This is a genomic window from Mesorhizobium sp. B2-7-3 (assembly GCF_006440715.1).
Classification (GTDB): domain Bacteria; phylum Pseudomonadota; class Alphaproteobacteria; order Rhizobiales; family Rhizobiaceae; genus Mesorhizobium; species Mesorhizobium australicum.
Window position 1 is genome coordinate 33,400 of record NZ_VFTY01000009.1, and the last position, 19,239, is coordinate 52,638.

Annotated in this window: 23 protein-coding genes; 13 read left to right on the forward strand and 10 right to left on the reverse strand. The window is 65.3% G+C overall.

What is annotated here, in order from left to right; all coding sequences use genetic code 11:
• Positions 1-177 precede the first annotated feature (177 nt).
• Complete coding sequence (locus tag FJW04_RS20325) at positions 178-372, forward strand: hypothetical protein (RefSeq protein WP_181173006.1); 195 nt, start codon at positions 178-180, stop codon at positions 370-372.
• Positions 373-468: 96 nt separating this feature from the next.
• On the opposite strand, the gene FJW04_RS20330 is transcribed toward FJW04_RS20325, so the two are convergent.
• Positions 469-2,574 carry an EAL domain-containing protein gene (locus tag FJW04_RS20330; protein WP_140618034.1) on the reverse strand — a complete coding sequence of 702 codons (2,106 nt, stop codon included), beginning with the start codon at positions 2,572-2,574 and terminating at the stop codon, positions 469-471.
• 228 nt (positions 2,575-2,802) lie between these two features.
• Here FJW04_RS20330 and FJW04_RS20335 point away from each other — a divergent pair, with 228 nt between their 5' ends.
• On the forward strand, positions 2,803-3,252 hold the full coding sequence (locus tag FJW04_RS20335; RefSeq protein WP_140663299.1) for an ester cyclase: 450 nt from the start codon (positions 2,803-2,805) through the stop codon (positions 3,250-3,252).
• Between the two features lie 61 nt (positions 3,253-3,313).
• Here FJW04_RS20335 and FJW04_RS20340 read toward each other — a convergent pair whose 3' ends face one another.
• Positions 3,314-3,844: a hypothetical protein gene (locus tag FJW04_RS20340; RefSeq protein WP_181171340.1), complete on the reverse strand. Its 531-nt coding sequence runs from the start codon at positions 3,842-3,844 to the stop codon at positions 3,314-3,316.
• Positions 3,845-3,971: 127 nt separating this feature from the next.
• Complete coding sequence (locus tag FJW04_RS20345) at positions 3,972-4,298, reverse strand: DUF1330 domain-containing protein (RefSeq protein ID WP_140716265.1); 327 nt, start codon at positions 4,296-4,298, stop codon at positions 3,972-3,974.
• 175 nt (positions 4,299-4,473) lie between these two features.
• Between FJW04_RS20345 and FJW04_RS20350 the strand changes: the two genes are divergently transcribed.
• The 5 genes from FJW04_RS20350 to FJW04_RS20370 all read left to right on the forward strand — a co-directional run bounded on the left by FJW04_RS20350 (position 4,474) and on the right by FJW04_RS20370 (position 8,062).
• Positions 4,474-5,166: a helix-turn-helix domain-containing protein gene (locus tag FJW04_RS20350; RefSeq protein WP_140716267.1), complete on the forward strand. Its 693-nt coding sequence runs from the start codon at positions 4,474-4,476 to the stop codon at positions 5,164-5,166.
• A 134-nt stretch (positions 5,167-5,300) separates the two neighbouring features.
• Positions 5,301-6,419 (forward strand): bifunctional DNA-binding transcriptional regulator/O6-methylguanine-DNA methyltransferase Ada, encoded by a 1,119-nt coding sequence (gene ada, locus FJW04_RS20355; RefSeq protein ID WP_140716580.1) that lies wholly within the window; start codon positions 5,301-5,303, stop codon positions 6,417-6,419.
• A 14-nt stretch (positions 6,420-6,433) separates the two neighbouring features.
• The gene (locus FJW04_RS20360; RefSeq protein WP_224526894.1) at positions 6,434-6,652 is read left to right on the forward strand and encodes a hypothetical protein; all 219 of its coding nucleotides are present in this window, start codon (positions 6,434-6,436) and stop codon (positions 6,650-6,652) included.
• A gap of 121 nt (positions 6,653-6,773) precedes the next feature.
• Positions 6,774-7,322 carry a methylated-DNA--[protein]-cysteine S-methyltransferase gene (locus FJW04_RS20365; RefSeq protein WP_140716269.1) on the forward strand — a complete coding sequence of 183 codons (549 nt, stop codon included), beginning with the start codon at positions 6,774-6,776 and terminating at the stop codon, positions 7,320-7,322.
• Complete coding sequence (locus tag FJW04_RS20370) at positions 7,319-8,062, forward strand: 2OG-Fe(II) oxygenase (protein WP_140716271.1); 744 nt, start codon at positions 7,319-7,321, stop codon at positions 8,060-8,062. The genes FJW04_RS20365 and FJW04_RS20370 overlap by 4 nt, the downstream gene beginning before the upstream one ends.
• Here FJW04_RS20370 and FJW04_RS20375 read toward each other — a convergent pair.
• Entirely contained in the window at positions 8,040-8,972 is a 933-nt protein-coding gene (locus FJW04_RS20375; RefSeq protein ID WP_140716273.1) for a LysR family transcriptional regulator, read from the reverse strand. The genes FJW04_RS20370 and FJW04_RS20375 overlap by 23 nt on opposite strands.
• A gap of 120 nt (positions 8,973-9,092) precedes the next feature.
• Here FJW04_RS20375 and FJW04_RS20380 point away from each other — a divergent pair, with 120 nt between their 5' ends.
• Entirely contained in the window at positions 9,093-10,007 is a 915-nt protein-coding gene (locus FJW04_RS20380; RefSeq protein ID WP_140716275.1) for an alpha/beta hydrolase, read from the forward strand.
• Positions 10,008-10,123: 116 nt separating this feature from the next.
• Positions 10,124-10,885, forward strand: coding sequence for an alpha/beta hydrolase (locus FJW04_RS20385; RefSeq protein WP_140716277.1), 762 nt, complete (start codon positions 10,124-10,126; stop codon positions 10,883-10,885).
• On the opposite strand, the gene FJW04_RS20390 is transcribed toward FJW04_RS20385, so the two are convergent.
• The 5 genes from FJW04_RS20390 to FJW04_RS20410 all read right to left on the reverse strand — a co-directional run bounded on the left by FJW04_RS20390 (position 10,854) and on the right by FJW04_RS20410 (position 14,548).
• A complete protein-coding gene (locus tag FJW04_RS20390; protein WP_140716279.1) occupies positions 10,854-11,852 on the reverse strand; it encodes a sigma-70 family RNA polymerase sigma factor in 999 nt (332 codons plus the stop codon). The two genes, FJW04_RS20385 and FJW04_RS20390, sit on opposite strands and share 32 nt — an antisense overlap.
• Positions 11,849-12,379, reverse strand: a complete 531-nt coding sequence (locus tag FJW04_RS20395; protein ID WP_140716281.1) for a dihydrofolate reductase family protein — start codon at positions 12,377-12,379, stop codon at positions 11,849-11,851. The genes FJW04_RS20390 and FJW04_RS20395 overlap by 4 nt, the downstream gene beginning before the upstream one ends.
• A 2-nt stretch (positions 12,380-12,381) precedes the next feature.
• Positions 12,382-13,320 (reverse strand): alpha/beta hydrolase, encoded by a 939-nt coding sequence (locus tag FJW04_RS20400; RefSeq protein WP_140716283.1) that lies wholly within the window; start codon positions 13,318-13,320, stop codon positions 12,382-12,384.
• A 106-nt stretch (positions 13,321-13,426) separates the two neighbouring features.
• On the reverse strand, positions 13,427-14,308 hold the full coding sequence (locus tag FJW04_RS20405) for an SDR family oxidoreductase (RefSeq protein WP_140716285.1): 882 nt from the start codon (positions 14,306-14,308) through the stop codon (positions 13,427-13,429).
• Positions 14,309-14,431: 123 nt separating this feature from the next.
• Positions 14,432-14,548 carry a hypothetical protein gene (locus tag FJW04_RS20410; protein ID WP_246673951.1) on the reverse strand — a complete coding sequence of 39 codons (117 nt, stop codon included), beginning with the start codon at positions 14,546-14,548 and terminating at the stop codon, positions 14,432-14,434.
• Between FJW04_RS20410 and FJW04_RS30435 the strand changes: the two genes are divergently transcribed.
• The 3 genes from FJW04_RS30435 to dinB all read left to right on the forward strand — a co-directional run bounded on the left by FJW04_RS30435 (position 14,516) and on the right by dinB (position 16,537).
• Positions 14,516-14,662 (forward strand): hypothetical protein, encoded by a 147-nt coding sequence (locus FJW04_RS30435; protein ID WP_246673954.1) that lies wholly within the window; start codon positions 14,516-14,518, stop codon positions 14,660-14,662. The genes FJW04_RS20410 and FJW04_RS30435 overlap by 33 nt on opposite strands.
• A gap of 50 nt (positions 14,663-14,712) precedes the next feature.
• Positions 14,713-15,129: a helix-turn-helix domain-containing protein gene (locus FJW04_RS20415; protein WP_015316982.1), complete on the forward strand. Its 417-nt coding sequence runs from the start codon at positions 14,713-14,715 to the stop codon at positions 15,127-15,129.
• Positions 15,130-15,289: 160 nt separating this feature from the next.
• Positions 15,290-16,537, forward strand: a complete 1,248-nt coding sequence (dinB, locus tag FJW04_RS20420) for a DNA polymerase IV (RefSeq protein WP_140716287.1) — start codon at positions 15,290-15,292, stop codon at positions 16,535-16,537.
• Between the two features lie 54 nt (positions 16,538-16,591).
• Here dinB and FJW04_RS20425 read toward each other — a convergent pair whose 3' ends face one another.
• The gene (locus tag FJW04_RS20425) at positions 16,592-18,604 is read right to left on the reverse strand and encodes an alpha/beta fold hydrolase (protein WP_246673936.1); all 2,013 of its coding nucleotides are present in this window, start codon (positions 18,602-18,604) and stop codon (positions 16,592-16,594) included.
• A 244-nt stretch (positions 18,605-18,848) separates the two neighbouring features.
• Between FJW04_RS20425 and FJW04_RS20430 the strand changes: the two genes are divergently transcribed.
• Positions 18,849-19,073 carry a hypothetical protein gene (locus FJW04_RS20430; RefSeq protein WP_140716291.1) on the forward strand — a complete coding sequence of 75 codons (225 nt, stop codon included), beginning with the start codon at positions 18,849-18,851 and terminating at the stop codon, positions 19,071-19,073.
• The last annotated feature ends 166 nt before the right edge of the window (positions 19,074-19,239 follow it).

The following is a 19,239-nucleotide window of genomic DNA, read 5'->3' on the forward strand; positions in this document are numbered from 1 at the left end:
GCAGTCTAGACAAGCCGCCAAACCGCGCAAAGCCGGCAGGGCCGTCACTCCTGACACGATGGCGCCGCCAGCAGCACGACGTTCGCCGGCATTTGAATAAAAGGCGCCTGTGGATATTTACCCCACCTTGCGCCAGGCAGGCCAATATCCATCAGGGCGGGATCATGGAGGGAACCATTGACCAGCGATTTTTCAGCCGCCCGTCTCCATCTCGAACGCGCCTACCACTATCTGCGCGGCAATGACGAGACGAGCCGCGCCACATGCGAGGCCCTCGACCTGTTGATCGAGATGGTAGCGGAAGCACAACACAGGAAGCCGGAACCCGGGGTGCTGGAATTTCCGCGAGCATCGGTGCGCCGACTCGGCTGAACAGCACGCGTGGCGTTGTTCAGCCCGCGCGGATCAAATCTTCGTCTTCACGCATGTCGCTCCGGGCCGCTTTTGGAGCGACATGCATTTGATCTCTCAGGACGCCTTGCGTCTCGACGCGGCACCGGCCATTCGCGCCGATTGCGCCACAACCCGCTCCAGCGGTTCGGGCCGGTGCAGCAGAAAACCCTGACCGAACTCGACGCCCATATCGGCCAGCATGGCTACCGTGTCCTGCCGCTCGATCTTCTCGCCCACCACGGCGCAGCCGAGGCTGCGGGCAATGCTGGTGATGGCCAGCACGATCTCGCGGTCGAAGCGGCTTTCGGTGACGTGCTCGATGAAGGAGCCGTCGATCTTGATGGCGTCGACCGGAAAGCGCCTGAGATATTCGAACGAACTCATGCCGGCGCCGAAATCGTCGAGGCTGACCCGGCAGCGCCGCTCGCGCGCCTTGCGCACGAATGCCTCGGCGGCGTCGAAATTGGTGACGGCGGCGGTTTCGGTGATCTCGAAGCCGATGCCGGAATGCGGCGCCCCGGTCTCCTCGATGACCCGGTCGACAAAGTCCCACAGTCCTGGGTCGCTCAGCGTCTGCGCCGACAGGTTGAAGCCGAGCGTGATCGCGCCGGATTTCATCGCCGCGCCGTGCCGAGACAGGGCGGTGCGGATGATCCAGCGGTCGAGCCGCGCGGCAACGCCGAAGCGCTCCGCCGCCGGAATGAACTCGCCGGGCGGGATCAGCCGGCCGCCCTGTCCGGCAAGCCGCGCCAGCACCTCGACATGGCGGCTCTCTTCCCAGGGCCTGCCCAGCCGGTGGATCTGCTGGCCGAACAATTTCAGCCTGCCGTCATCCATGGCGTCGACCGTGTCGGCGGCGAGCCGCGCCGCATTGAGGCCGGCCGAACCGGAGACGGCATCGGTCGAAAACAGCGCGAAGCGATCGCGCCCGGCGGCCTTGGCCGCGTAGCAGGCATCGTCTGCGCAGGCCAGCGCGTCGGCAACCGTGGTGGCACGGTCGCGGACGACGGTGATGCCGATGCTGGCCGCCAGCCGGCGCGACGTCGCGGCAAGGCCGAGATCGGCGTCGCGCACGGCCGCCAGGATGGCGCCGGCCAGACCTTCGGCTTGCACGGCGTCGCAATCGGGCACCATCAGGGCGAACTCGTCGCCGCCGAGCCGCGCGGCATGCGCCGATGGCGGCAGGCAGCGGCCGATACCCGCCGCGACGCTCTTCAGCGCCAGATCGCCCGCGGCATGGCCGGCGAAATCGTTGAGGGCCTTGAAGTAGTCGAGGTCGACATAGAACACCGCCAGCGGCACGGCCGTGGCGATATGGTGGGCGAGCAGACGGTCGAAGGCGGCGCGGTTCCAAAGGCCGGTCAGCGCGTCGTGGCGGGCGGCGAAGGCAAGCTCCTGTTCGCGCAGCTTGTCCTCGGTGATGTCGCGCACGGTGCCCAGCACCTGGCCGGTGGCACCGGCGGCGGCGATGAAGCGCAGCAGCGATTCGACATGGCGGATCTGGCCGTCGCGCTTGATAATGCGGTACTGCGCGGCGATGACGCCGTCGGTTCCCAATGGCACCCTGTGGGCGCGTTCGGCGGCGTCCTTATCGTCGGGATGCAGGTAGCTGTGCCAGAGATCGGCCGTCACCTCGTCGGTCACTGCGACGAGGCCGAATATCTCTCTTGTGCGCGCGTCCCAATAGCTCTTGTTGGTAGCGATGTCGTAGTGCCAGATGCCGGTGCCGCTGGCGGCAAGCGCCAGGCGAAAGCGGATATTGACCTGTTCGAGCGCGGCTTCGGCCGCCTTCTGCTTGGAGATGTCGGTCTGCACGCCCATCAGCCTGAGCGGCTTCCCGTCGGCGTCGCTCTCGACGATGCCGCCTCGGTCGAGCACCCAAACCCAGTGGCCCTGCTTGTGCTTGAGCCTGAGTTCGGTCTCGATGGCGTCGGTCAGCCCGGCAATGTGGCGGTCGCCGCTGGCCTGCGCCCGTTCCCGGTCGTCGGGATGGGTAAGCTGCAGCCACAGGTCACTGGTATTGGCGAGTTCGCCGTCCTCGTAACCCAGCATCCGGGCCCAGGTCGCCGAATAGAAGCAGTCCCCCGTGCTGAGATCCCAGTCCCAGACGCCAAGATGGGCGCGCTCCAAGGCCTTGGCCCAGAACGCTCCGCTGCGACTTTTCTTATCCTGACCCGCCATTCGTCCGTTTTGCCCGCTCCACCCGCGGCAATCTGCGGCAAAACCAGAAAAGAAACCGTTACCGGGCCGCGGAGGGGGGATGTCCACGCTCCTAGCGACAATCTTGGCATCAGCCTTTCGATTAGCCGGCAAGAACCGGAGTTTGGCCCGGCTCGATTGGTCATAGGAATGGCCGTGTTCACCAGCCAGTCCGGTGATCACGAAGCAAGACAGGAAAAGGACCTCCCAATGACCAAGCAGGAAGACAACAAGGCCGTCGTCATCAGATGGTTCACCGACTTCTGGGGTGAAACCTGCGACCTCTCCGTCGTCGACGCCGTCGCGGCCCCCGATATGCTGCTCAAATACTCGCTGCACGAGCCGCGCCGCGGGCGCGACGACATCAAGGCCTTCATGACCGATTTTCGCGCAGCCTTCCCGGATCTCAACTTCTGGGCCACCGCCGATCTCATCGCCGAGGGCGACTATGTCGTCGGCCAATGGGAGGGCGGCGGCACGCATACCGGCCCGGCCTTCGGCGATTTTCTCATCGGTTCGCTGCCCGCCGCCACCGGCCGCATGATGCGCTTCACCGGCACCACGGTGCTCAAGGTGATCGACGGCAGGATCGTCGAGGAAATCGGTCTCGACGACGGCGTCACCGCCCTTACCCAGCTCGGCCTCATCAAGCCCGCCTGAGAAATCTCACGCAGAACCGAGGTGGGGGCCAGGCGGCATTGCCGCCGCCTGGCTATGCCGCTTACTGGCTCGGCGCCATCGCGTGTTCGCACGACACTTTCGGGTTCATGTCGGCGAACGTGCCGGTCGGGTTGCCTTTCCAGGCCCAGACATGCAGTTCGTAGAACTCACCCAGGCCATAGCGGTTGGGCGCGCTGTTGAAGTTGAACAGCTGTCCCTCGAGCGACGCCGGCCCCTTCGAGGTGATGTATTCGACCGCCACCAGCTTCAGCGTGCCGTCGGCCATCGGCTCGTACATCACCGCTTCGGGACGGGCGATGTCGATCTTGTCGTCCTTCAGGTACCCGCCATTGACATAGTGGATGCCCATGGCGCCGCCGGTGATGCCGCTGGCGCAGGGAATGGGCGCATAGCCTTCCGCCGTCGCGGCGTTGACATCGAGAAACCGGCTGTTGGCGGCCCGCACCTTTTCGGCCAGCGGATTGGCACCGGACGTGGTTTCAGCCGCCTCCTGATGCGCCTGGGCAAAGGTGGTGCAGGCGGCCAGAATGGCCCCTGCCACGAAAAGCCCGTTGCGAAAATCGCGTATCATGTTTGTTCCATTCTTCTTGAAAAAGCACAGCGGGCCGGCCGCCGAAAATACGGAGGCCCGGCAGGCAAGCGCCGTGGCTGTTGTTGCTTGGTGATCCCGGATACGGTGCAAGGAATGCCGGGAGGGATCATCCCTTCGGCAGATACGGGATCGTTCCGGCCAGATCGGTGTCGTCGATCAGCTGGAAACGGCTGTCGCTGCCGCCCTGGCGGGTCGAAACGAAAGGCGCGTAGGCCGGATCGGTGGTGAAGGCGCGCGCCGCTGCTTCCGACGGGAACGCCATCAGGGCGATCAGCGTGGTGTCGAGCGGCTTGCCTTCGAGCGTCTTCACATTGCCGCTGCGCGACAGATATTTGCCGCCATGCTTGTGGACGAGGTCGTGCACCGAGGCGGCATAGGCCGGCACCCATTTCGGGTCCTTCATCTTGATGTCGGCGATAACGTAAGCAGTCATTGTCGTCTCCTGGTTGCGGCGCACAGGGATATCCGTGCAACCGTCCAGAGGGCTCGCATGGCGGGACCCGAGCCGACCAGTCCGCGATCTGTACTAGGCCGGTACAGTTTCTGTACTCGCCGCTTCAATCACGAAGGACTAATGTTGCCCGCAGGTTCTAGGGAGAGGCACGGTCATGACCCAGCACGGATACAAACAGTTCTGCCCGCTATCGATGGCCGCCGAGGTGCTGTGCACCCGCTGGACGATGGTGCTGATGCGTGAGCTTGTGGCCGGTTCGACCCGTTTCAACGACTTGCGCCGCGGCGTGCCCAAAATGTCGCCGACCCTTCTGTCGCAACGGCTTAAGGAGCTCGAGCTGGCGGGGATCGTCGAGCGCAAGGAGGTCCCGGGAGAAAGAGGAATTTTTGACTATCGGCTGACGGAAGCCGGCCGCGATTTGCGCCCGGTCGTCGAGGCGATGGGCTTCTGGGGGCAGAAATGGGTCGAGTCCCGCCTGTCCCTCAAGAACCTCGATCCGTCGCTGCTGATGTGGGACATGCGGCGCAATTTGAACCCCTCGCCGCTGCCGGAAGGACGAACGGTGATACAATTTCTGTATCAGGAACTCCCCGCCTCCAAACGCTCCTGGTGGCTGATCGTCGAAAAGCACGGCGAAGTCGATCTGTGCTGGTATGATCCGGGCTTCGACGTCGACCTCTATGTCTCGACCGACCTGCACACGATGACGGCGATCTGGATGGGAGTGCTCACTGTCGAAAAGGCCGGCGCGATGGTCGTCCTGACCGGCGACCAGGCCATCGGCAGGAAGATGCAGGCCTGGCTGGGGCTGAGCCCGTTCGCGGTGGAGCCCAAACGCGCGGCGTAGGAGCCGGTCCTGTCTGTGCAGGCATTCTCGGCTGCGCTCACATGCAACATCCCGGTTCCAATCACGCGTGCGCCTCCTGACAGTTGTCAGGAAACGGGTGGCGAGGCCGGCTTTTGGCGGCTTCAATGCCGGCCATGTTCATCACCCTGGCCAAACATCCGCAACCCGCGCCGCTGCCGGTGGCCGACGATCCACGCTGGGGGCGCATTGTCGCGCGTGACAAGTCGGCCGACGGCGCATTCTGGTATTCGGTGGCGACGACTGGCGTCTATTGCCGGCCGTCCTGTCCGTCGCGGCGCGCCAATCCAGCCAATGTCCAGTTGCACGACACTTTACAGGCGGCGAGGGCGACAGGCTTTCGCCCATGCCGGCGCTGCAATCCGGACGGCCCTTCGCTCGAGGTCGCCAACGCCGCGATGATCGTCGATGCCTGCCGCAGGATCGGGCAGAGCGAGGTTGAACCGTCGCTGATCGAACTGGCCGATGCCGCCGGCCGCAGCCCCGGCTATTTCCACCGCATTTTCAAGGCGGTCACCGGGCTGACGCCGAAGGATTATGCAGCGGCCCGGCGTGCCGCCCGGGTCCGCCAGGGCCTGGAAAACGGCGTCAGCGTGACATCGGCGATCTACGATGCGGGCTTCAATTCGAGCGGGCGCTTCTACGAGAAATCGACCGGCATGCTCGGCATGACGCCGACGCGCTATCGCGCCGGCGGCGCCAACGAAGAGATCCGCTTCGCCGTCGGCGAAACCTCGCTCGGCACCATCCTGGTCGCATCGAGCCGGAAAGGCGTCGCCTCGATCCTGCTCGGCCAGGACCCCGACGCGCTGGTGCGCGACCTGCAGGACCGTTTCCCCAAGGCGCGGCTGGTCGGTGGCGACAGCGACTACGAGGCGCTGGTGGCCCGCGTCGTTGGCCTCGTCGAGGCGCCGGCGCTCGGTCTCGACCTGCCGCTCGACGTGCGCGGCACCGCGTTTCAGCAGCGCGTCTGGCAGGCCTTGCGGGACATCCCGGCCGGCCGCACCGTCTCCTACGCCGATATCGCGGGGCGTATCGGCGCGCCGAACGCAACCCGCGCCGTCGCCGCCGCCTGTGCCGCCAACGCCCTTGCGGTCGCCATCCCTTGCCACCGTGTGATCAGGAAAGATGGCGCCCTGTCGGGCTATGCCTGGGGCGCCGAGCGCAAACGCGCGCTGCTCGACCGCGAGGCCGGCGATGCTGCGGACAATGCCTCGCGGTCCTCGCGGGCCTGACGGCAATGCGCGCGATGGCCAGTTCTTCCACCACCGGTGCGAACGGTCAGGTCGCCAACGGCGCTGCCGTCAGCCTGGAGGACGCGAAGGCGCTGGTGTTGGCCGTCATCGGCACGCTTGTCGAGGATGGCAAGGCCGAGTGGAGCCGCACGACGACCGGCGAGTTCGAGCTGCGGCTGATATCAGGCGAAGTTTTTTTGCTGGACGAGGTCGGCGTCACCCGTGTCGCTTGAGGCGGTCCAAACCGCACTTGCTTTCGCCGTTCAGCCTCCTGGATTGAATTTGAAAGCAAGCATCGGAGTGAGCGGCACCGGCCAGTTCGTTAGGGTCAAGGCATAGACAGGAGTGAAGGCAATGAACCACATGCGAACCGATATGCAGGCGACAACCGCCAGCGTCCTTGACACCATCACCTATGCCATCGGCCAGTCCGCGCTTGGAAACAACCTGGCGGCGCGCAGCCCCATCGGCGTCTGCGCCATCCTCATCGGCTCCGACGCCGGCACGTTGCGGCAGGACCTCGCCTACCGCTTCCCCGGCAGGGTGCTGCTCGAAGACGCGGCCGGCCTGCGCGATGATCTCGCGGCGATAGCGCGCTTCATCGAAACGCCCGGCGCCGGTCTCGACCTGCCGCTCGACATGCGCCACGGCACGCCCTTCCAGCAGCGCGTGTGGGAGGCGCTGCGCGCCATCCCATGCGGTGCCACCGTCACTTACACCGCCCTTGCCCGGCGCCTCGGCATGCCGGATGGCGCCCGCGCCGTGGCGACGGCCTGTGCCGCCAACGTCATCGCGCTCGGCATTCCTTGCCACCGGGTGTTGCGCGCCGACGGCTCGCTGTCCGGCTACCGCTGGGGCATCGAGCGCAAGCGCGCCTTGCTGGAAAGGGAGGCCGCGATATGAACGCCGACGCCAGGGTCGCGCCATCGCTGGTCGCAGCCGCCGAGACACGCATCGCCGCCTATGACTGGCCGGCGCTCGCCACCGAGCTCGACAGCTTCGGCTGCGCGGTGATGGAAAAGCTGCTCTCGGCCGATGAGTGCCGGCAACTCGCCGGCCTCTATCCCCAGGAGCAACATTTCCGCAGCCACATCCACATGGCCAGGCACGGTTTCGGCAAGGGCGAATACCGTTATTTCCGCTATCCCTTGCCCGATCTGGTCGGCGGCCTGTGCGGCGCGCTCTACCCCAGGCTGGCCGACGTCGCCAACCGGTGGAACGAGCGCATGGGGATCGCCATGCGCTACCCCGCCACGCATGGCGCGTTTCTCGACCAGTGCCATGCCGCGGGCCAGGTCAGGCCGACACCGCTTTTGCTGCAATATGTGCCCGGCGACTTCAACTGCCTGCACCAGGACCTCTATGGCGACCTTGCCTTCCCGCTGCAGGTGGCAATCCTGCTTTCCGAACCGGGCGAGGATTTCACCGGCGGCGAATTCGCCCTGACCGAACAGCGGCCGCGCATGCAGAGCCGGGTCGAAGTGGTGCCCCTGCGCCAGGGCGATGCGGTGGCTTTCGCGGTCCACAACCGGCCGGTGCAGGGCACGAAAGGCAATTACCGCGTCAACCTGCGCCACGGCGTCAGCCGCCTGCGCTCCGGCATGCGCCACACGGTCGGCATCATTTTTCACGATGGGAAGTGAGCGCCGGCTCATGCTCCCAATAGGGCGGATCGCCGAAAGCGTTGCGCAGCCATGCGGTAAGTGCGCGCAGTTTGGCGGATCCGCGCCGATCCTCGGGACAGGCGATATAGATGGTGGCTCCTTCAGGCTCCGCACCCACATCGACGACCGTCAATCGCTTGTCGGCGATCTCGGTGCGGATGAAGTAGGCGGGGAGCAGCGCCAGGCCCAGGCCGGCAAGCGCGGCGTCGCGCATCAAAATCCCATTGTTGACGCGCAGCGCGGTTTCCGGGCGGATCGTCACCAGCCGCCGCGAAATCTTGAACCGCCAGTCGGCGGCACCTCGGATGGAATAGATGATACCCTTGTGGCGCTTCAAGTCATCGATGGTCACGGGCAACCCGAATTGCTCGGTATAATCCGGCGAGGCCACCAGGAAGCGACGGCTGGAAGCCAGCTTCTTGACGATGACAGGTCCATCTTCGACGACCGGCCCATGACGCACAATGGCATCGTAGCCATCGGCCACCATGCTGACGAAACGATCCTCGAGATCGAGCGTCAGTTCGATTCCCGGGTGCTTGGCCAGGAAGCCATATAGCGCCGGGCCGAGATGGAGGATGCCGAAACTGGTCGGCGCCGATATCCTGAGCGGCCCGGCGAGTTCGCCGCGGCGCTCGGCGATTTCGGCGCGGGCATCGGCCACCTCCTGCATGATGCGCTTGGCGCGCTCGTAAAAACCTCGTCCCGCCTCGGTGATGGAGAGTTTGCGGGTGGTGCGGTCCAGCAGCTTTGTGCCGAGGCCGCGCTCCAGTTCCGACAGTCGCTCGCTGATGACGGATTTCGACAGGCTCATGCGCCTGGCCGCTTCGCTGATCGAACCGGATTCCGCTACGGCGACAAACGCGGCGGCCGATTCGAGCTTCAGCATTGTTCGGCTTTCCCAAATTCACCATCAGGCGACAGCCACCTAACGAAATCAAGGACATGGTGCCATAATTGTGCAGGTCGCGATACCGCGATCACAGAACAAAAGCTCGGAGAGTGCAGCATGTTTCGTCCGTTGGTTGTCGTCCTTGGTCTGCTGGCCATGAGTGTTCCGGCCTCCGCGCGCGTTGTCGCGTTTCCGGCCGGCTTCAAGACGCAGACGATCGAGACCAACGGCACCAGCCTGAACGTCCGTGTCGGCGGACAAGGGCCGGCGGTCGTGCTGCTGCATGGTTTCGCCGACACCGGCGACATGTGGGCGCCGGCTGCGATAGCGTTGATGAAGGACCACACCGTGATCGTGCCGGACCTGCGCGGCATGGGCCTTTCGGCGCATCCCGACGGCGGCTACACGAAGAAGAACCAAGCCGTCGACATCGCCGGCGTGATGGACGCGCTGAAGATCGACAAGGCCGACCTGGTCACCCATGACATCGGCAACATGGTCGGCTATGCGCTGGCCGCGCAGTATCCGAAGCGCATCACCAAATGGGTTGTCATCGACGCGCCGCTGCCGGGCATAGGCGACTGGGACAAGATCAAGCAGAGCCCGCTGCTGTGGCATTTCAACTTCCGCGGCCCCGACATGGAACGGCTGGTGGCGGGCCGCGAGCGCATCTACCTCGATCGCTTCTACAACGAATTGTCGGCCGACCCCAAGAAGATCGACGAGGCGACGCGCGTCCACTACGCCAAGCTTTACGCCCGGCCACATGCCATGCACGACGCCTTCGAGCAGTTCAAGGCATTCGACCAGGATGCGATCGACAATCAGGCGATGCTCACCACGGGCGGCAAGCTGACCATGCCAGTGCTCGCGGCGGGTGCGGAAAAATCGGCCGGCACGACGCAGGCCGACATCTTGCGGTTGGTCGCCAGTGACGTGACCGGAGCCATCGTGCCTGCATCGGGCCATTGGATCATGGAGGAAAACCCGGACGTCACCGTCACGCTGATTACAGATTTCCTCGCCAAGTAACAGCACGGCTTCAGCGACCACCGTGGGCTCTGCCAGGGCCGACCTTTGTAACGATGAAGCCGAACGGGATCGCGCCCAGCAATGGTGCGGCCCGTCGCGACAATGGGAGACATTCTATGCCGTTAACGCATTTCCTGACTCTGGGAACCGCCGTTCTCCTGACGGCGACAGCACCGGCGTCAGCCGCCGATGTCCCGAAGAAAACGGTCGTCCTGGTGCACGGCGCGTTCGCCGACGGATCGAGCTGGAGCAAGGTCATTCCCTTGCTGGAGGCCAAGGGGCTCAATGTGGTGGCCGTGCAAAATCCTTTGAGCTCGCTTGCCGCCGATGTCGACGCAACCATGCGCGTCATTGATGCCCAGCCGGGTCCGGTCATTCTCGTCGGTCACTCCTGGGCCGGCGTCGTCATCAGCCAGGCCGGCGTGAACGACAAGGTCAAGGCGCTGGTCTACGTCGCCGCATTCGCGCCGCCAAAGGGCGTGTCGATCAACGAGCTTGGCAAGGGTCAGCCGCCGCCGCCCTGGGCAAGCGCGCTGCAACCCGACAGCGGCGGCTATCTCAGGTTGAGCGCCGAGGGTGTCGCCAAATATTTCGCGCAAGACCTGCCGCCGGCGGAAATCGGGGTGATCGCCGCCACCCAGGGACCAGCCTTCTCCGGTATCTTCGACGAAAAGCTCACCGCGGCCGCGTATGAGACAAAGCCGAGCTGGTACATCGTCGCCAGGCACGACGGAATGATCCCGCCGGCGGCCGAGGCCGCGATGGCGAAGGCGATCGGCGCCAAGGTCACCGAGTTGCCGACCAGCCACGTCGCCATGCTCGCCAAGCCCCGCGAAGTCGCCGATGTTATCCTGGCGGCGGTGGACTCGGTGAAGTAGGCAGGGAAACGATACCGGCGAGGAGGCCAGGATAGATCCCCTCCACGTTTGCCATCTCCAGGATCCACGGGCAGGCATAATAGTCGCTGATGCTGTCGATCACCCCGCCCGTGGCGCCGATCCGGACCAGATATGCCTGCCGCCAGACCTCGCCATATTGCCTGTCGACGACCAGCACCATCTCCCCTTCGAACGCGCCTGGCCGCACGCGCCAGGGCAGTTCGCTGCGCTCATATTCGACGAAGTAGGGCGAACCCGACAGCAAGCCGCTGTAGCAGTCCGACACCTGGAGGCGTGCATCGGCGCTGGTCAGTGCCCGCACGCCGTCCCAGTCCCTGGCGTTGAAGAGCGCGACATAGCGATCAAGCAGCCGCTCCAGTTCGGGATCGTGTGGCGGCGCCGCGGCCGGTTGCGCGGGTAGAGCGGCGAGCTTGGCGCGGCCGCGATTGAGCGCCGATTTGACGCCGCCCGGTGTCGAGCCGACCATCTCGGCGATCTCCTCCAGCGAATGGTCGAAGACATCCTTGAGCAGCACGCAGGCGCGCTCCTTCGGTGGCAGATGCACCACCAACCGCTCGATGGCGCGGCCGGCGCCCGGACCGGCCGGCTCGACCGGCTGCACCACGTCGTCGTCGGCATAGAAGGCCTCTGCCGCGTGCCGCGTGCGGCGATTGCGGATGAAATCGATGCACCTGTTATGCGCGATGCGGAAAAGCCACGGCCGCAGCGCCTGCGCATCGTCGAGCAGCTCGATCTTGCGATAGGCCTCGAACAGCGCCTCCTGCATGATGTCCTCGCCATCCAGCGCCGAGCCGGTCATGCGGGCGCAATAGCGATGCAGCCTGGCGCGCAGATGCGAAACCGTCTCCAGGAACGCGGCATAGCGCAGGTCGAACACGCGGTCGGGCTCAGGCCAGACCCGCATGCCTCGTGCCGTGTCGGGGGATTTGCGGATCTGCTGGTTCATCGCGGCACATAGGTCAGGGTCACCACGCCATTGGCAAAACGGTTGATGTCGACCAGTTCGAGATCGATCGGCCCGACGTCGTCGAAGGCGCGCTTGCCCTGCCCGACCCATGTCGGCACGATCGACAGATGATACTCGTCCACCAGCCCAGTGGAAAGCAAGGTGCGGTCGAGCTGCGACACGCCATATTTCAGGATGTCGCCCCCCGGCTGGCGTTTCAGCGCCGCGAGCGCCTCGGCGATGTCGCCCTCGATCAGCGCGGCATTCCACGACACCGTCTTCAGCGTCGTCGAGGCGACCAGCTTCTTCAGGCCGTTGATGCGGTCCATGTACGGACCCTTGGCCCAGGGCCAGCGCGCGAAGAACATCTCGTAGGTGGCGCGGCCAAGCAGGAAGAACTCGACGTTCGAAAGCGCCCGCAAGGCATGGTCCACATTCTCTCCGACGAAGAATGGCGACGCCCACGTCATCGGCGCCTCGATGACGCCATCCAGCGAGACGAAACTCGACACGATCAGCCGCCGCATGCTCACGCCGCCTTTTCGCTGGTCTTCTCACCGGGAGCCGGCAGCCCCAGTCTCGGCCGCACCCAGGCGGCGAAGCGGGCAATGGCGTCATCGGCCTCCGGCGCCCGCCCTGCCATCATCTGGAAGGAGTGGAGCATGCCGTCAAAGACGTCGAGCCGCGTCTCGACGCCCGCCTGCCTCGCCCGCTCGGCGAACATGCGGCTTTCGTCGACCAGCGTCTCGTCGGCGCCGGCCTGCAGGAAGACGGGTGGAAAGCCGGAGAGGTCGGCGTAGAGCGCGCTGACTTCGGGATCGCGCCGATCGGCATCGCCGATGAAATTGGCCGCCAGCCAGTCGACGGCTTCCCTAGCGAAGGCCGGGTCCTTGTCGCGGTTGGTCTCGTAGCTGGCGCCGGTCAACGCCATGTCGAACCAGCCGGAGATGATCAGCGTGGCGACCGGCAGTGGCCGCCTTTGCGCGCGCAGCCGCTGCAGGACGCCATAGGTCGGCACCGCGCCGCAGGAGTCGCCTGCGATCACGATCCGCTTGGGGTCGAAGCCTTGGTCGACGAGCCAGTCCCAGGCCGATGTCGCGGCCTCGAGCTGGGCCGGATGCTTGGCTTGGTGCGCCAGCGGATAGTCGTAGAGCAGCGCCCGGCAGCCGACGGCCTTGGCGAGATGACCGACCAGCTTGCGGTGCGTGTAGATCGAGCCGCCGATGAAGCCGCCGCCATGCGCGTAAAACAGCACCCGCTGCTCGTCGGCGCCCTTCGGCACCACCCACATCGCCGGCACGCCGCCGGCATCGACCTCGATATAATCGACGCCGCCCGGTTCGCCGGTCAGTGCCGTCCAATTGACGTCGTTGTAGTCGATGACCGCCTGAGGGGTGGTCAACTTGCCCGCATTGGCCGCGAGCGCGGCGTAGTGGTTCCTGTTTGCCTGACTTTGCATGCTCGCCATGACCGTTTCTCCGTGGTTGCCGATCGCGGTCCGGCGCGACCTTCAGGCAAGAGACGGACGGGCAGGCAAAAAGGATACGTGCCGACCTGCGTTTTTTTTCGGCGGCCTACGCCTCGCCCCGCAACATCGCCGCGTGGCGTTGGGCGAATTCGACGAACGGCGTCGCGCGCACGCCGAACATATCGTGGGTGGCCAGATGCACCCGCGATTTCGGCCGCCGCAGGCGCTCGGTCAACTGCTCGTCCAGCGCATCGGCGAAGTCGGCGGGGACGCCGGCGGCCAGCAGGTTGCGCCGGCGGTCCTGCGGGCTGATGTCGACGTAGCGGACCGGCTTGCCGATCGCCTGCGAAATCCGCGCCGCGATGTCGCTCATCGTCAGCGCCTCGGGTCCGGTCATGTCGAGGCTCTCGCCTTCATGGCCGCCATCGCGCAGCAGCCGGACGGCGACCTTGGCGATGTCCTCGACATCGACCGGCGACAGTTCGGTGCCGCCAAGCGCCAGATAGAAGGCGCCCTCGGCGGCGATGGTCGGCGCGTCGCGCAGATAGGCCTGCATGAACTGGCTGGGGCGCAGATGCGTCCACGCCATGCCGGCTCCTTCGAGATAGCGCTCGACCTCCTCATGCATGCGTGTGAAGCGGAACTTCGTCGCGTCATAGCCGATGTTGGATTCGGCACCGGAAAACTTCACCACATGCGCGACGCCGGCCTGCTTGCAGGCGTCGATAAAACGGCACTGCGTCTCGACCATGTCTTGCGCGGCGGTCGAAATCATCAGCACGCGATCGACACCATCGAGGGCCGCGCCAAGCGTCTCCGCCCGGCGCATGTCGCCGTCGACCAGCTCGACGCCGGCAAGTCCGCCGAGCCCTGCCGCGGATGCCCGGTTAAGACCGCGAACCAGCGCCCTCACTTGATGCTTCTGCCGCGCGGACTCGCGCACGATTGCCTTGCCGCTCAGGCCGGTGGCGCCTGTCACCAGGATCATCTGTCTCTCCATTCAGCGTTGATGCGACCGCCCTTCCGGCGACCCACCTTGAAGACGAAGAGAAGCGGGCAAAGGATTCCGGCCAAACGTCTTTTTACCGGCGTGCGGCCTACACGCCGGCGATCAGCCTGCCGGCGCGTAGCGGCTGACCACCATGCCGCAGGCATAAGCCTTCGAACCAAGCAGAAGCAGGTTTCGGAACCCGCCTTGGTCGAAAATGCGGTGGCCGGCGCCCAGCACGGCCGGATTGACGAACAGCTGGAACTCGTCGACCAACCCGGCCGCGATCAGCGCCGCGTCCTCCTGCTGGCCAAGTTGCGGCCCAACGATTTACTTTTGGAAGCATTTGACTGATGGAAAGAACGATGTCAATAGTAAAGTGATTTAAAAATGGAACCGTAGAGATGTCGACGCGTGAAAGATCCGGCTGCCCGATCAGCCTGTCGCTGGAATTGCTCGGCGACCGCTGGACGCTGCTCATCATCCGCGACCTGGTCTTCGCCGGCAAAAAGCATTTTCGCGAGTTCCTGCAATCCGATGAAGGCATCTCCTCGCGCACATTGGCCGAGCGGCTGCAGACGCTGCAGGACGAAGGCATTCTCACCCGCAGCGACGACCCTAGCCACGGGCTGAAGGCGATCTACCGGCTGACCGAAGCCGGCATCGATCTCCTGCCGGTGCTGGCCACGCTCGGCGCCTGGGGCAGCAAGCACCGCAAGTCCGACGACAAGCTCGCCCGTATCGCCGACGAACTGGCGGCCGGCGGCGAGCCGGCGCTGGAACGGATGAAGGCGGCACTGCGGGCGGAGCATGTTGTCTAGGAAGTGGCGCTGCCTCCTTCCGCCCTGTGGAAAAGGAGGCACTTTACGCGCCTCGGTTACGCCCAAAGGACACCGATGCAGCAAAGACCCGATTGACAACGATCTCTGTTTGTTCACTATATGTTTCTGTCTATCAGCAATCGCGGATGAGCGGAACAGGATGGAAACGACGGCCACCATCCTGCATGCCGATCTCGACGCCTTCTATGCCTCGGTCGAGCAACTGCTCGACCCGTCGCTGCGCGGCAAGCCGATCGCGGTTGGCGGCGGCGTGGTGCTCGCCGCCTCTTACGAAGCGCGCGCCTTTGGCGTGCGCGGCGGCATGCCGGGACGCAAGGCGCGCGAGCTTTGCCCGCAATTGATCTTCGTCGGCGGCAATTTCAGCCACTACCAGCGGCTGGGCGACGCGGCGATCAAGGTGCTCGACGATTTCACGCCGGTGGTCGAACGCATCTCCATCGACGAGGCCTTCGCCGATGTCGCCGGCTGCACGCATCTGTTCGGCTCCCCGCGGGAAATCGCGACGGCGATCCGCGGCCGTGTGCGGGCCGAACTCGGCCTGCCGATCTCGATCGGCGTGGCGCGCACCAAGCATCTGGCCAAGATCGCCTCGCAAGTCGCCAAGCCAGACGGGCTGGTGGTGGTCGAGCCCGGCACCGAGCTTGCCTTTCTGCACGATTTGCCGGTCTCGCTGATGTGGGGCGTCGGCCCGGCAACCAGGGCGCGCTTGGCCGAGATCGGCGTCGAGACCATCGGCGAGCTGGCCCGGACCCACAGCGGCGCCCTGACCCGGCTGCTAGGCCCCGCGGCCGGCGAAAAGCTCGCGGCGCTGTCGTGGAACCGCGATCCGCGCAAGCTGGAGACGAAGCGCCGGGCGCACTCGGCCGGCGCGCAATCGGCGCTCGGGCAAAAGCCGGCCGTGGCGCGAGTGATCGTGCCCACACTGCTGCATCTGGCCGACCGCGTCGCCAGCCGGCTGCGCGCCAAGAACCGCCCCGGCCGCACGGTGACCGTGCGCGTGCGCTTTGCCGATCTCAGCGCCGTCACGCGCTCGATCACGCTGGAACAGCCGATCTCGGCGACCGCCATGCTGGCCGAGATCGCAGGGGATTTGGTGCGCGGCGTGCTCGCCGGGCATCCCCAGGAGAAAACGATCTCGCTGCTGGCGATCTCGGTCTCGCACCTGGAGGAGAGCGCCGAACTGCAGCTCGACCTGCCGCTCGGCCTCGCCGACGAGAAGCGCCGCCCGGGCAGCCAAAAAGGCCTCGCGCGCTTCGGCGCCGACCGCGCCATCGACAAAATCCGCCAGCGTTTCGGCAAACAGGCGGTCGGCTACGGTACGGTGGCACTGGAAGCGGCCCGCTCGGTGCCCGACGAGTTCAGGGAACTGGCGGAAAAGGAGCTTTGAGCGGAAAAGGGACTGTCCCCGACGGCGCGCCAATCGACACCATGCCGCGCTTCGCTACTGTCGGGCCGACGCTGCACCGACCCCATAGAGTTGCCCGCCTCCCGGCACGGCGCCTGTTTCCGTCCCGCCGCGCTCTGTAAACACAAGGCCGGAGCCCGGCACGAGGTCGCGGATTGTGCGCGACGTAATGATCTCGCCCGGCAAGGCTTGGCCGAGCATCAGCACTGCTTGGTCGATGGCGGTACCGGTTAAATCACCGTCTTGCTTTTCGCACTCGCCAATATGCACCGCGGCACGGACGCCGAGGCCGGATGGCTTCAAACCGTCGCGGATCGCCATGGCGCATTGGATCGCCCGCGTCGGACGCTGGAAGGCAGCGAGGAGGCCATTCGCGTCGCGCCGGATCTCCCTGCCCTGGGCCAGTTGCACTTGATCGCAGACCGCGTCCACATATCCCCGCCTCAAATCCCGGCCATCGGGGAACGCAGATGGCGAGGTGATGTCCACGCAGAGAATGGTAACCAGCACACGCTCGTCGGGTGCCGCCGGCAAGGTGCCGCTGACAAAGGACTGGATCTCATCAATCAGGCGATCGGAGCCTTCCCCCCAGATGACATGGTCGTTGCCCGCGAGCTCGATGTAGCTCGCTCCCGGTATGTGTCTCGCCAGGTAGCGCCCCTCCTCGGCCTTGACCCAGCGATCGCCCGTTCTCTGAAGGATCAGCGTTGGAACGTGGATGGCTCCCAGGATCTCCCGAACGTCGATTTCGGTGCTCCAGTACCACAGCGAGATCGCATCGGCGGGCGAAGCTGAATTGCGCAGGAAGGCCGCGAACCATTCGCGCTCGAATGCATCGTTCATCAGGCTGGGCGCGGCATTGCTGAGGTCGGCCGGCTCTCCCCATTCGCGCTCGATGGCGACGAGTTCTCTTTCCACCTGCGCCTTGGTTTTGGCCCAGGGGTAGTCCGGCGCCCATACGCCTCGGGCATAGGTCCCGTTCAAGATGAGGGCGGCCGTGCGTTCGGGATAGGTCGCGGCAAACAGCATGCACATGCTGCCGCCCTCGGAGCTGCCGAACAGGACGGTACGCTTCGAACCGACCGCGTCCAGGACCGCGCGCACGTCTTCCATACGCTCTTCGAGCGTCGGCAGGCCGACATTGCGATCCGACAGTCCGGTGCCGCGCTTGTCCATCCGGATCAGCCGGCAAAAAGAGCCGAGACGGTGCAGGACATGCGCCAGCCTGGGCGATGCCCAGGCAAGGTCGAGATTGGAAACCCAGCCTGGCACATAAATGAGGTCTACGGGGCCGTTGCCCGTTACCTGATACGCGATGTTGCTGCCAGCCGATTTGACATAGTGGGTCGGCGGCGATGCAGCCTGAGCACCGGGCGCAACCGGCCCGGCTGCTGCTGGGGCCGCCGACGCCGTGCGTCGGGCGCGAAGCTGTTCATAGAGCTGCCTCGTTTCCGGTTCCGGCTGAACACGTAGCTGGCGCTGCAAGGCGTCGCGGCAGAGCTCATATTGTTTCAGCGCCAAATTGACGCGGCCCTGGGCCGCACAGGCCCGCATCAAGGCCCGGTGGATGTCTTCACGCAGCGGCTCCCAGGCTAGCAAGCGTGTCGCCGCCTGCACGCAGGACGCCAGATCGTTCTGCGCGAAGTAATGCGCGACGAGCTTTTCCAGCACCAAGACGGCCGTGGCCCGCAGCCGTGCGCGTTCGATCCGCAGCCAGTCCTCGAAGGGTTCCTCCTTCAGGCTGAAGCCATCGAGGAGATCGCCTCGATAGAGGCTGATGGCCTGCTCAAGCTGCTCGGGTGCCGCCTCGGCGGCCAGCACCTCGAACCGGGCGACGTCGAAATCGAGATCATCCAGCGCCAGCATGATGCTGTCGCCATCGGTCAGGAAGCGAATGCCATGGGCCGAGGGCATAGCCTTCCTCACGACAGAAAGAGCCTGCCGAAGGTTCATGCGTGCCTGCGGCTCGCCGGTGTCGCCCCACAGCAGGGCGGCAAGCTTTTCGCGCGAGAGCGAATGCCCCGAATGGATCGCAAGATAGGCGACCATGGCGCGCGCCTTGCGGGTGAAGGACGGGGCCACGGCACCGCCAGCGAAATCGAACCCACCCAACAGTGAGAGGCGCGCCATCGGATCCACCACAGCTTCAGCGGCAATCCTTTACCGGTGCCGATACCAATTCAACCGGCTTTCTGCGTCGCGCGACGCTTTTCACGATTTCGTCACGCTGGCGCGAACGCGAGTCCGACGGGTGTGACGCACGGTGCTGCTGACAACTGTCATGGAGAATACCATGTTGCTCCCGCACCCAACAGACTGGCCGCTCCTGTTCTACGGCGATCCCTGGCTTACGTCGCGGTCTCCGGACCGGGTCGCGCCGCAGCGCCACGACCTGGCGCTGGCGGGGTACCTGGAGAAACAGGCGGCCAACCGGGAGGCGATGAATCGCCGGCCAGGCCTCCTCGGCCGCCTTATCGACAAGATCCGTCAGCGTTTCGGCAAACAGGCGGTCGGCTAAGGTACGGTGGCCCTGGAAGCGGCCCGCTCGCTGCCCGACGCATTCAGGAACTAGCGGAGAAGGAATTGTGAGCGGAGGAGCCCTCCCCGTCGCTCACGCTTTGCGGATCGACGTCCCGAACCAGGCGGCGCGGTGGTCGTCACCAGCGCCGGCTTTCAATAGGCCT